12 protein-coding genes are annotated in these 12,207 nt (G+C 71.7%); 9 read left to right on the plus strand and 3 right to left on the minus strand.

Translation table 11 applies throughout. From position 1 onward, the window contains the following. From D7231_RS05495 to D7231_RS05515, 5 genes are all read left to right on the plus strand, one after another. Entirely contained in the window at positions 1–1,218 is a 1,218-nt protein-coding gene (locus D7231_RS05495; RefSeq protein WP_241999582.1) for an MFS transporter, read from the plus strand. Positions 1,219–1,249: 31 nt separating this feature from the next. Further along, a complete protein-coding gene (locus D7231_RS05500; RefSeq protein ID WP_120753775.1) occupies positions 1,250–1,627 on the plus strand; it encodes a hypothetical protein in 378 nt (125 codons plus the stop codon). A gap of 43 nt (positions 1,628–1,670) precedes the next feature. Continuing rightward, entirely contained in the window at positions 1,671–2,192 is a 522-nt protein-coding gene (locus D7231_RS05505) for a MarR family winged helix-turn-helix transcriptional regulator (RefSeq protein WP_120753776.1), read from the plus strand. Between the two features lie 70 nt (positions 2,193–2,262). Next, positions 2,263–2,592 (plus strand): DUF3817 domain-containing protein, encoded by a 330-nt coding sequence (locus D7231_RS05510; RefSeq protein WP_120754008.1) that lies wholly within the window; start codon positions 2,263–2,265, stop codon positions 2,590–2,592. Positions 2,593–2,720: 128 nt separating this feature from the next. Continuing rightward, positions 2,721–4,421, plus strand: coding sequence for a coenzyme B12-dependent isobutyryl-CoA mutase large subunit (locus D7231_RS05515; RefSeq protein WP_120753777.1), 1,701 nt, complete (start codon positions 2,721–2,723; stop codon positions 4,419–4,421). 89 nt (positions 4,422–4,510) lie between these two features. On the opposite strand, the gene D7231_RS05520 is transcribed toward D7231_RS05515, so the two are convergent. Next, the gene (locus D7231_RS05520) at positions 4,511–5,146 is read right to left on the minus strand and encodes a TetR/AcrR family transcriptional regulator (RefSeq protein WP_120753778.1); all 636 of its coding nucleotides are present in this window, start codon (positions 5,144–5,146) and stop codon (positions 4,511–4,513) included. A 182-nt stretch (positions 5,147–5,328) separates the two neighbouring features. Between D7231_RS05520 and D7231_RS05525 the strand changes: the two genes are divergently transcribed. The 4 genes from D7231_RS05525 to D7231_RS05545 all read left to right on the plus strand — a co-directional run bounded on the left by D7231_RS05525 (position 5,329) and on the right by D7231_RS05545 (position 9,338). Continuing rightward, on the plus strand, positions 5,329–6,297 hold the full coding sequence (locus tag D7231_RS05525) for a tetratricopeptide repeat protein (protein ID WP_120753779.1): 969 nt from the start codon (positions 5,329–5,331) through the stop codon (positions 6,295–6,297). A gap of 557 nt (positions 6,298–6,854) precedes the next feature. Continuing rightward, a complete protein-coding gene (locus D7231_RS05535) occupies positions 6,855–7,499 on the plus strand; it encodes a DUF6230 family protein (RefSeq protein WP_120753780.1) in 645 nt (214 codons plus the stop codon). 98 nt (positions 7,500–7,597) lie between these two features. After that, the gene (locus D7231_RS05540) at positions 7,598–8,074 is read left to right on the plus strand and encodes a DUF6114 domain-containing protein (protein WP_120753781.1); all 477 of its coding nucleotides are present in this window, start codon (positions 7,598–7,600) and stop codon (positions 8,072–8,074) included. Continuing rightward, complete coding sequence (locus D7231_RS05545) at positions 8,064–9,338, plus strand: hypothetical protein (RefSeq protein ID WP_120753782.1); 1,275 nt, start codon at positions 8,064–8,066, stop codon at positions 9,336–9,338. The genes D7231_RS05540 and D7231_RS05545 overlap by 11 nt, the downstream gene beginning before the upstream one ends. Before the next feature lie 114 nt (positions 9,339–9,452). Here the strand turns inward: D7231_RS05545 and pyk are convergent, their stop codons facing one another. Then, on the minus strand, positions 9,453–10,880 hold the full coding sequence (gene pyk, locus D7231_RS05550; RefSeq protein ID WP_120753783.1) for a pyruvate kinase: 1,428 nt from the start codon (positions 10,878–10,880) through the stop codon (positions 9,453–9,455). Between the two features lie 95 nt (positions 10,881–10,975). Further along, positions 10,976–12,187 (minus strand): acetate kinase, encoded by a 1,212-nt coding sequence (locus tag D7231_RS05555; protein ID WP_120753784.1) that lies wholly within the window; start codon positions 12,185–12,187, stop codon positions 10,976–10,978. Positions 12,188–12,207 lie beyond the last annotated feature (20 nt).

The following is a 12,207-nucleotide window of genomic DNA, read 5'->3' on the forward strand; positions in this document are numbered from 1 at the left end:
ATGACATTTGTCGCCGAGTCCATATCCGGCCGGCCCGCCGGCTACCGCGACGTCTTCGGGGTGCGCGAGTTCCGGGCCGTGTTCGCAGCGCACCTGCTCTCGCTTCTCGGGATCGTCACCGGGGAGATCGCGCTGTCCGTCCTCGTCTACCGGGTGACCGGGTCGCCGTTGCTCAGCGCGCTGGCCTTCGCGCTCGGGTTCCTGCCGTACCTGCTGGGCGGGACCCTGCTCGCCGGGGTCGCCGACCGGGCGCCCGCCCGCCGGGTGCTCGTGGTCTGCAATCTGCTCTGCGCGGCGAGCGCGGCGGTGACGGCCCTGCCGGGTGCCCCGGTGGCCGTGCTGCTCGCGATGCGCGGCTTCAGCGCCCTGATAGGGCCCGTCCTGGCGGGTACGAGGTCGGCGACGCTCGGGGACGTGCTGGGCGAGGGCGACCTGTTCGTTCTCGGCCGTTCCCTGATCCGGATCGTGACGCAGGGCGCGCAGCTCGCGGGCTTCGCCGCGGGCGGGCTGCTGCTGACCGCCGTCTCCCCGCGCGCGGCCCTGCTCTTCACCGTCGCCGGGTTCCTCGCCTCCGCCCTGCTGCTGCGCTTCGGTACGCGCCGCCGCCCGGCCCGGGCTGCCGGAAGAGCGGACGTCATCGGCGCCTCGCTGTCCGGCGCCCGGCAGCTCCTCGCGGACCGCCGCACCCGCGCCCTGCTGCTCCTCTCCTGGGCCCCGCCGTTCTTCCTCGTCGCACCGGAGTCCCTGGCGGCCCCGTACGCGGACGCGATCGGCGCCGGCACGGCCGGCGTGGGGCTGCTGATGTGCGGGATGCCCGTGGGGACGATCGTCGGCGAGGTGCTCGCGGGCTCGCTGCTGAGCCCGCGAGCCCGCGAGCGCATCACCCTCCCCGCGGCGTCCGTGCTCCTGCTGCCGTTCCTGCTCTACGTGCTGAGGCCGTCGCTCGGCTGGGCCCTGGCCACCGTGGCGCTCGCGGGCCTGGGCGCGGCGTACACGCTCGGCCTCGACCAGTGGTTCGTCGCCGCCGTGCCGGAGGAGCTGCGTGGCCGGGCGATGACCTTGCAGACGGCGGGGGCGATGTCCGTGCAGGGCGCGGGCATGGCGCTCGCGGGGGCCGCCGCGGAGTACGTTCCGGCGCACTGGGTCGTGGCGGGAAGCGGCGTGATCGGGACCCTCGTGGTGGGGAGCGTCGTGCGGCTTGTCGTAGGCTCTCGGTGATCCACGATCAAGGTTTGCAGGGGGAGTTGCCATGCTCGACGTGTTCACCGGCGGGGCGAAGAAGTCCGGCGCCGACTTCGAGGTCGTCGTGCTCCGCGACTCGCACGCGGCCGCCACCGCGATACGCGAGGCGCTGGCCACCGCCGGCGCCGAGGAGCGGCCCGGCCTGGAGCGCGCCGCCGCGCTGATCGCCGAGCACGCCGCCCGGCCGGAGCGCGAGGTGCGGGCCGAGTGGGTGCGCGGCATCCTCGCCGAGGCCGGGGTCGACGCGCGTAGCCAGGAGCTGCACGCCATCAAGGCGCTGCGCAAGGCCGAGCGCGGGCTGAGCCTCGCGACGGCGGTGCGGCTGGTGCGCGAGGCCGCCGCCGTGGCCGCGGAGCCGGGCCGTCCGGTCACGTCCGGGATCTGAGATACCGCCGTCCGTGCAGTGACCGAACGGTAGGCTCAAGACCGTGCCCAAGCCGCTCAGCCTGCCCTTCGACCCCATCGCCCGAGCCGACGAGCTCTGGAAGCAGCGGTGGGGTTCCGTGCCCTCGATGGCCGCGATCACCTCGGTCATGCGGGCCCATCAGATCCTGCTGGGCCAGGTCGACGCGGTGGTCAAGCCGTACGGGCTGACGTTCGCGCGCTACGAGGCGCTGGTGCTGCTCACGTTCAGCAAGGCCGGGGAGCTGCCGATGTCGAAGATCGGCGAGCGGCTGATGGTGCACCCGACGTCGGTGACCAACACCGTGGACCGCCTGGTCGCCTCGGGCCTGGTCGCCAAGCGGCCCAACCCCAAGGACGGCCGCGGCACGCTCGCGTCGATCACGGAGAAGGGCCGCGAGGTGGTCGACGCGGCCACGCGCGATCTGATGGCGATGGACTTCGGCCTGGGGACGTACGGGGCGGACGAGTGCGGGGAGATCTTCGCGATGCTGCGGCCCCTGCGGGTGGCCGCGGGCGATTTCGAGGAGCCCGCCGAAGAGGAGTAGAAGAGGAGTGGCGGCGCGGCCGGGCGGGGCGGCGAAGATCGGCCCGGAACGGCCGGTTACGCTCGTTGTCATGAAGCGAAGCGTCCTGACTCGATACCGCGTGATGGCCTACGCCACTGCCGTGATGCTGCTGGTCCTCTGCGCCAGCATGGTCCTCAAGTACGGTTTCGACACGGGCGCGAACGCCACCCTCGTGATCTCGCAGATCCACGGCGTGCTCTTCATCATCTATCTGGTCTTCGCCTTCGACCTCGGCTCCAAGGCGCGCTGGAAGTTCGGCAAGCTGCTGTGGGTGCTGGTCAGCGGCACGATCCCGACGGCGGCTTTCTTCGTCGAGCGGCAGGTCGTGCGCGAGGTCGAGCCCCTGCTGGAAGGCGCGCCCGCGCAGGCCACTGCCTGACGGCCGCCCCGCCGCAACCGCGCCGCGCCCCGGACACCCCTTGTGTTCGGGGCGCTCTTGCGCGACGATTTAGTAGGACGTCCTACTAAATTCGCGCAACGGCGCACGGAGAGGCAGACGAGACCACCATGGACGCAAGCGCAATCGAGGCGGGGCGCAGCCGCTGGCAGGCCCGGTTCGACGCCGCGCGCAAGCGCGAGGCCGACTTCACCACCCTCTCCGGCGACGAGGTCGCCCCCGTCTACGGCCCCCGCCCCGGCGACGCCTACGAGGGCTTCGAACGCATCGGCTGGCCGGGGGAGTATCCCTTCACCCGCGGCCTGTACGCCACGGGCTACCGCGGCCGCACCTGGACCATCCGCCAGTTCGCCGGCTTCGGCAACGCCGAGCAGACCAACGAGCGCTACAAGATGATCCTCGCCAACGGCGGCGGCGGGCTCAGCGTGGCCTTCGACATGCCCACCCTCATGGGCCGCGACTCCGACGACCCGCGCTCGCTCGGCGAGGTCGGCCACTGCGGCGTCGCCATCGACTCCGCCGCCGACATGGAGATCCTCTTCAAGGACATCCCCCTCGGCGACGTGACGACGTCGATGACCATCAGCGGGCCCGCCGTGCCCGTCTTCTGCATGTACCTCGTGGCCGCCGAGCGGCAGGGCGTCGACCCCGCCGTGCTCAACGGCACCCTCCAGACGGACATCTTCAAGGAGTACATCGCGCAGAAGGAGTGGCTCTTCCCGCCCGAGCCCCACCTGCGCCTCATCGGCGACCTGATGGAGCACTGCAGCCGCTCCATCCCCGCCTACAAGCCGCTGTCCGTCTCCGGCTACCACATCCGCGAGGCCGGGGCCACGGCCGCGCAGGAGCTCGCCTACACCCTGGCCGACGGCTTCGGGTACGTGGAGCTCGGCCTGAGCCGCGGCCTCGACGTCGACACCTTCGCGCCCGGCCTGTCCTTCTTCTTCGACGCCCACGTCGACTTCTTCGAGGAGATCGCCAAGTTCCGCGCGGCCCGCCGCATCTGGGCCCGCTGGATGAAGGAGGTCTACGGCGCGACGTCCGAGAAGGCGCAGTGGCTGCGCTTCCACACCCAGACGGCCGGCGTCTCGCTGACCGCCCAGCAGCCGTACAACAACGTCGTGCGGACGGCCGTGGAGGCCCTCGCCGCCGTCCTCGGCGGTACGAACTCCCTGCACACCAACGCCCTCGACGAGACCCTCGCCCTGCCCAGCGAGCAGGCCGCGGAGATCGCGCTGCGCACCCAGCAGGTGCTGATGGAGGAGACCGGCGTCGCCAACGTCGCCGACCCCCTCGGCGGCGCCTGGTACGTCGAGCAGCTCACCGACCGGATCGAGGCCGACGCCGAGAAGATCTTCGAGCAGATCAAGGAGCGGGGCCTGCGGGCCCACCCCGACGGGCGGCACCCCATCGGGCCGGTCACGTCCGGCATCCTGCGCGGCATCGAGGACGGCTGGTTCACCGGCGAGATCGCCGAGAGCGCCTTCCGCTACCAGCAGTCCCTGGAGAAGGGCGACAAGCGGGTCGTCGGCGTCAACTGCCACCACGGCTCGGTGACGGGCGACCTGGAGATCCTGCGCGTGAGCCACGAGGTGGAGCGCGAGCAGGTCCGCGTCCTCGCCGGCCGCAAGACCGGCCGGGACGACGCCCGCGTACGGGACTGCCTCGCGGCCATGCTGACCGCCGCGCGCGACGGCTCGAACATGATCGGGCCGATGCTGGAGGCGGTCCGGGCCGAGGCCACGCTCGGCGAGATCTGTGACGCGCTGCGGGACGAGTGGGGGATCTACGTGGAGCCGGCCGGCTTCTGAGGTCCCGGGGCTCCGCCCCCGGACCCCGGTCCTCAAGGCGCAGGACGGCCGAAGCATTCCGGCCGTCCTGCGCCTGACGGCGCTGCGCGTCAGCGCCGAAGGCCCGCTCCGAGCCCCGCCACCAGCATGACAGCGAACTCGCGCGCCCACTCCGGGCCCACCGGTTCCGCGCTGACCAGCGTGCGGTGCACGACCGCGCCGGCGATCACGTCGAAGATCAGGTCGGCCGTGCGGGCCGCGGCCGACGGATCCTCCTCGCGGGGGAGTTCCCCGCGTTCCTGGGCGCGCTCCCGCCCCAGGAGGACCAGGCGCTTCTGGCGGTCCACGATCGCGCCCCGGATGCGCTCGCGCAGGGCGTCGTCGCGCGTGGACTCCGCCACGACCGCCATCAGCGCCGTCTTCGTCTCCGGCCGCTCCAGCAGCGCGGCGAACTGGAGCACCACGCCCTCGATGTCGGCCTGGAGACTGCCCCGGTCGGGGAGTTCGAGGTGCTCGTCGAAGAGCGCCGCCACCGCGTCCACGACGAGCTCGCTCTTGTGCGCCCAGCGCCGGTAGAGCGTGGTCTTGGCGACCCCCGCGCGGGCGGCCACGTCGCCCATCGTCAGCTTTCCCCAGCCCAGCTCGACCAGCGCGGCGCGCGTCGCGTCGAGGATCGCGCGGTCGGCCTCGGGGCTGCGCGGGCGGCCGGTGCGGCGCGGCGCGGGGGAGGAGGCGGCGGAGCTCATGGCACCGGACCCTACCGCCGAGTAGAACCAGGGGCGGGAGGGGCTTGCGGAAGGGGAGGGGGGTGCAGTTACGCTACGGCTCGTAGCGTAAGAGCGACAACCACGGACGCCGGGTGGGGACCCGGTGTCGATACGCCACCGCTATTTTTCCGGTTCGCGCGCGGAAGGGGGAGGATGGGCGCATGCAGCCACGGAACATGTCCATGAGTGGAGTCGTCGACCTCGCCGCGGTGAAGGCGGCCGGGGAAGCCAAGCAGAAGGCGGAGCAGGCGCGCGCCGAGGCCGTCCGCCGGGGTGCGCCGCCCGCCGCCGCGGGCCGCCTCGTCTTCGACGCCGACGAGGCCGGCTTCGAGGCGGATGTCCTCCAGCGCTCCGCCGAGGTGCCCGTCGTCATCGACTTCTGGGCCGACTGGTGCGAGCCGTGCAAGCAGCTCGGCCCGCTGCTGGAGCGGCTGGCGGCCGAGTACGCGGGCCGTTTCGTGCTCGCCAAGGTCGACGTCGAGGCCAATCAGCTGCTCTTCCAGCAGTTCGGCGTGCAGTCGATCCCCGCGGTCTTCGCGGTGGTGGCGGGCCAGGCCCTGCCGCTGTTCCAGGGCGCCGCGCCGGAGGCGCAGATCCGCCAGGTGCTGGACCAGCTCGTGCAGGTGGCCGAGCAGCGCTTCGGCATCGTGGGCGCGCCGGTCTCTGCCGAGGCCCCCGGGGAGGGCGAGCCGGAGCCGGAGCAGCCCGTCGGCCCGTACGACGAGGCGCTGGGCCTGGCGCACGAGGCGCTGGACAAGGGCGACCTGGGCGGTGCCGTCCAGGCGTACAAGAACGTGCTGGCGGACGACCCGGCCCACCCGGAGGCGAAGCTGGGCCTCGCGCAGGCCGAGCTCCTCCAGCGGGTCCAGGGCGTCGACCCGCGGGCGGTCCGCAAGGCCGCCGCGGACGCCCCCGGCGATGTGCAGGCGCAGATCGCCGCGGCCGACCTGGACCTGGTCGGCGGTCACGTCGAGGACGCTTTCGGCCGCCTGATCGACACGGTCCGGCGCACGGCCGGCGAGGACCGGAACGCGGCCCGCGTGCGGCTGCTGGAGCTCTTCGAGGTGATCGGGGCGGACGACCCGCGGGTGAGCGCCGCGCGGACCGCGCTCTCTCGCGCACTGTTCTGACCCACATGACTCAGCGGCATCGCTTTACCAAAACTTGGTGAAAGCGGCCTCCGTTACTGCGAGTAAGAAAAGCCCGGGCTTTCGCCCGGGTTTTTCGCGTATCCCCCCTTCTCTCCGGACACGGTGGGCCGACCTCTCCCCGCCGGCCGATGCAGTCCGGACGCCCGGCGGTTATCGGCTCGTTACTCGCTAGTAATGAACCTCTTGTGCGGCAGCCGCGAATGCACCACGATCGGCCAAGCTCGGTCCATTCCTCCAACCCGGCAGCCGGCCGGCGTCGGAGAGTGGGTCCCCACCGGGCGGACCGGCCCCGCGCGGGCCGGTTCAGGGACAGGGGGGTCCCGGCCGCACTCCGGCAGGGCCTGTCCCGGAGGTTGCGCGAAGGCGTGGCCAAGTGGTTGTCGCTCGGGGGTGATCGCCGGTGGTCCCGGAGGCGTTTCGCGTCGCCGGACGGCGGCGCTCTCCTTCCCGAGGACGTAGCACGTCTCCCATCCCCGGGCACGGATCCGCGACGCGGAGCCCGAGCCGGAGATGTACGTCCGAGAAGGAGGCAAGTCATGGAGTCTCAGACTCGCGGTGGGACCAGATGGCGGCGGTTCGCCGTCGTCATGGTGCCGAGCGTCGCGGCAACGGCCGCGATCGGGGTCGCTGTTGCACAGGGTGCGCTGGCGGCGTCGTTCAGCGTGTCGGGCCAGCAGTTCCAGGTGACGGCAGGGAAGCTGCACGGCAAGGGCTTCGTCCAGTACGGCGCCATGGACCAGACGAAGGCGGGCGGTAAGCCCGTCGCGGTGGTCGGCATCGACGAGGCGCAGATCACCAAGCTCTGCCAGGCCGTCACGATCCCCATCCCGCTCACCGACAAGAAGGTGTCGATGAAGCTGGAGGCGGGCGGCGGCGACAAGCAGGTCACGGCCTCGAAGCTGTACATCGACGCCGAGGACATGAAGGCCAACGCCACGTTCAAGAACGTCGACATCGGCGTGTCCGTGGACAACACCACCAAGGGCCCCGGCCCCGCGGGCGCGGGCAAGAACGGCGAGGGGGTGCACGTGCCCGGCTCGTTCGCCCAGCAGGCGGACGAGGTCTGGTTCGACAGCGTCGACCAGAAGGCCTGGGCCACCTCGGCCGGAACGTTCACGCTCCCCGGTCTGCACATGGGCGTCAACATGGGCGACGCCCAGTGCGACGTGCCCAAGGGTTGACACGCTGAACGGGCCGGTACGGGGCGGGAGTTCGCGCACCCGCACCCGTACCGCGTCCGTGCCGTACCGAAGAACATGCCCCCGAGGAGCTGTACGACATGAGCGTCGACACGCGACCCCAGCAGATCAGTTCATTCGGCCGCGCCCGCCGTTCGTTCCGGGAGTGGCGCTGGCAGCGCCCGTTCTGGGGCGGGCTGTGGACCCTGCTGGCCGGATTCCCGATCATGTACATCCCCTACCAGACCATGACGCTGGGCGATCTGCACATCCGCATGGCCACCACGGCGGGCGCCGGCTCGCTGATCATAGGGGTGCTGCTGGTCGTCCTCGGCCTGACGCTCTGGTTCCAGCAGCAGTCGCGGATCTTCGCCGGGGTCGCGGCCATCCTGCTCGCGCTGGTCTCGCTCGTGGTCTCCAACTTCGGCGCGTTCCTCATCGGCTTCCTGCTCGCCCTCATCGGCGGCGCCCTCGGCGTCTCCTGGGCGCCCGGCAGGCCCGCCGCCATCGCGGCCGGTGAGCCGGCGGCCGCCGTATCGCTCAGCAAGGAGCGGGACGGAGGCGACCGTGCCGAGTGAGGGGCCGCGCCACGCCGCGCCCAGAAAGCCGCTGCTCGCCCGGCTGCACATGCCGGCGGGCAAGGCCGTCGCCCTCGCGGCGATGCCGAGCGCCGTCCTCATGGGCATGGGGCTCACGCCGACGCTGGCCGCCGCCAAGCCCGCGCCCAAGAAGCTGTTCGACGGCGCGTGCGCCACGGCGCCGGACACGGCGGCGGAGGGCGGGACCCCGGAGTCCGGGAAGCCGTCGGGGCCGAGCGGCGGCCCGAGCGGGAAGCCGAGCGAGAAGCCGAGCGGGAAGCCGGGCGAGAAGCCCAGTAGCGGCCCGAGTGCGGCGCCGAGCGCGGGCCCGTCCGCCGGCAAGCAGAAGGCGCCGGATAAGGAGCCGGATAAGGCGCCGGCCGCCGGGAAGTCCGCGTCCGCGAAGCCCGCCGCGCCCTCCCGCGCGCCGTCCCCGGCCCCTTCCCCCTCCGCGTCCAAGGCCACCAACCCCCTGGACCCCCTGGGCCTCGGGGACAAACTGCACGACATCCTGACCGGCGGGGCCAAGCCGCCCGCGGCGAGTTCCCCGAGCCCCGCCGCGCCGGCCCCGTCCGCACCGTCCTCATCCGCGGCTCCCGCGCCGAAGCGCTCCGCCCAGTCGGAGAAGCCCGGGGAGAAGCCTGCGGAGAAGGACAAGGACAAGACCGAGGACAAGGACGCCCCGTCCACCGGGCCGTCCACGTCCCCGAGCCCCGCTCCGTCCGGCTCGACGTCGCCCTCCCCGGAGGGAGGCACCGGCACCGCCGACGGCGAACTTCCCCCGTGCCCCCAAGGCACCGTCGTCGACGAGAACGAGCACCACGCCTTCCCCAACCAGCCCTGGTACCTGGAGGCGAGCAAGCTCACCCTCACCGGGCTCACCTACGAGGGCGTCAAGAAGATCACCATGGTGAACGGGCAGAAGAAGGACGTCCTCAAGTTCACCGCCGACGCCCTGACGATCAAGGACCTGCACCAGATCGTCAACAGCCAGGGCAAGCAGTACCACGTGGCGGGCATCGGCACGGACTCCACCATCACCGGTGGGAAGGTCACCATGTACACCGAGGAGCTGAAGGGCAACCTCCTCGGGCTCATCCCGGCGACCCACTCGCCCAGCGTCCCGCCCCCGCTGATACCGGGGCTGAAGCTGCCGATCCCGGTCTTCTACACCAACGTGAAGATCCGGCAGGGCGGGCAGTTCGGCGGCACGCTGCACATCCCGAACCTGCACCAGTACATCACCGAGGGCACGTACCCGTAGGCCGGCACGTACCCGAAGATCCGCAGTCCGCGCACGCACACGTACACGTACAAACGGCCGTGGCCGCCGCCCCCTCGCGGGGACGGCGGCCACGGCCGTGGGGGAGCGGGGAGCCTAGCGGCCCTCGCCGCCCAGGTGGTGCACCCGCACCATGTTCGTCGTGCCGGGGACACCGGGCGGGGAACCCGCCGTGATGATCATGGTGTCGCCGTCGTTGTAGCGCTTGAGCTTCAGCAGCTCCGCGTCGACCAGGTCGACCATCGCGTCCGTGTTCTCCACGTGCGGGACGACGAAGGTCTCGACGCCCCAGCTCAGCGTGAGCTGGTTGCAGGTGGCGGCGTCCGTGGTGAAGGCCAGGATCGGCTGCTTCGCGCGGTAGCGGGACAGGCGGCGGGCCGTGTCACCGGACTTGGTGAAGGCGACCAGCGACTTCGCGTCGAGGAAGTCGGCGATCTCGCAGGCGGCGCGGGCGACCGAGCCGCCCTGGGTGCGCGGCTTCTTGCCCGGGACCAGCGGCTGGAGGCCCTTGGAGAGCAGCTCCTCCTCGGCCGCCTCGACGATGCGGGACATCGTCTTGACGGTCTCGATCGGATACGCGCCGACGCTCGACTCGGCGGAGAGCATGACCGCGTCGGCGCCGTCGAGGATGGCGTTGGCGACGTCGGAGGCCTCGGCGCGGGTCGGGCGCGAGTTGGTGATCATCGACTCCATCATCTGGGTCGCGACGATCACCGGCTTGGCGTTGCGGCGGCACATCTCGATGAGGCGCTTCTGCACCATCGGGACCTTCTCCAGCGGGTACTCCACCGCCAGGTCGCCACGGGCCACCATCACGCCGTCGAACGCCATGACGACGTCCTCCATGTTGGCGACGGCCTGCGGCTTCTCGACCTTGGCGATGACCGGGACCCGGCGGCCGACCTCGTCCATGACGTGGTGGACGTCGAGGACGTCCTTGGCGTCGCGGACGAAGGACAGGGCGACCATGTCGCAGCCCATGGCGAGGGCGAACTTCAGGTCCTCGATGTCCTTCTCGGACAGCGCCGGGACGTTCACCGCCGCGCCGGGCAGGTTGATGCCCTTGTGGTCGGAGATGACGCCGCCCTCGATGACGATGGTCCGCACGCGCGGGCCCTCGACCTCGGTGACGCGCAGCTCGACGTTGCCGTCGTTGATCAGGATCTGGTCGCCCTTGGCGACGTCGCCCGGCAGGCCCTTGTAGGTCGTGCCGCAGATCGTCTTGTCGCCGGGGACGTCCTCGGTGGTGATGGTGAACTCGTCGCCGCGCACCAGCTCCACCGGGCCGTCCGCGAAGGTCTCCAGGCGGATCTTCGGGCCCTGGAGGTCGGCGAGGACGCCGACCGCCCGGCCGGTCTCCGCGGCGGCCTTACGGAGGCGGTGGTACCGCTCCTCGTGCTCCGCGTGGGTCCCGTGGCTCATGTTGAAGCGGGCCACGTTCATACCGGCCTCGATCAGCGTCTTCAGCTGGTCGAAGGAGTCGACGGCGGGGCCCAGGGTGCAGACGATTTTGGAACGGCGCATGGGGCAGATCCTATCGGTTTGTTTCGGAGCGGAATATTCGAGCTGTGGGAACGACCGACGAACGACCGGCGAACGGCCGGGCGACCGGTCGGCGATCAAGCGCTGACCAGGTCGTACGTCTGGGTGGCGATCTCCAGCTCCTCGTCGGTGGGCACCACGGCGACCGCGACCCGGGCGGACTCGGGGGAGATCAGGCGCGGCTCGCCGGAGCGGACGGCGTTGAGCCCGGCGTCCACGGCCAGGCCCAGCGCTTCGAGGCCCGCGACGGCGGCCTCGCGGACCGGCGCCGCGTTCTCGCCGACACCGGCGGTGAAGGCCACGGCGTCGACCGTGCCGAGGACCGCGTAGTAGGCGCCTATGTACTTCTTCAGCCGGTGCACGTAGATGTCGAACGCGAGCTGCGCCCGCGCGTCGCCCTCGTCGATGCGGCGGCGGATCTCGCGCATGTCGTTGTCGCCGCACAGGCCGATCAGGCCGCTCTTCTTGTTGAGCAGCGCGTCGATCTCGTCGGTGGACATCCCGGCGTTGCGGGAGAGGTGGAGCAGGACCGCCGGGTCCAGGTCGCCGGAGCGGGTGCCCATGACCAGGCCCTCCAGCGGGGTCAGGCCCATGGAGGTGTCGACGCAGCGGCCGCGCTCGACCGCGGAGGCGGAGGCGCCGTTGCCCAGGTGCAGCACGATCACGTTGACCTCGGACGGGTCCTTGCCGAGGAGCTTCGCGGTCTCGCGCGAGACGTAGGCGTGCGAGGTGCCGTGGAAGCCGTAGCGGCGGATCATGTGGGCGTCCGCCGTGGCCGTGTCGATGGCGTAGCGGGCGGCCGACTCCGGCATCGTGGTGTGGAAGGCCGTGTCGAAGACGGCGACCTGCGGCAGGTCGGGGCGGAGCGCCTGCGCGGTGCGGATGCCGGTGATGTTGGCCGGGTTGTGCAGCGGGGCCACCGGCACCAGCCGCTCGATCTCGGCCAGCACCTCGTCGGTGATCACGGTGGGGGCGGTGAACTTCTGACCGCCGTGCACCACCCGGTGGCCGATCGCGGCGAGCTCCGGCGAGTCGAGGCCCAGCCCGTCCGCGGCCAGCTCCGCGGCGACCGCCTGGAGCGCGGCCTCGTGGTCGGCGATCGGCGCCTCCTGCTCGCGCTTGCCGCCGCCCGTGGCGAGCGGGGAGTGCACGAGGCGGGAGGTCTCCTCGCCGATGCGCTCGACCAGGCCCGCGGCCAGCCGGGCGCCGTCGGCCATGTCGAGCAGCTGGTACTTGACCGAGGAGGAGCCGGAGTTGAGGACGAGGACTCGGGTGGGGTTGGCAGTCATGAACGCTTTCCGGGGTTGTG

The organism is Streptomyces klenkii (genome assembly GCF_003626645.1).
Classification (GTDB): domain Bacteria; phylum Actinomycetota; class Actinomycetes; order Streptomycetales; family Streptomycetaceae; genus Streptomyces; species Streptomyces klenkii.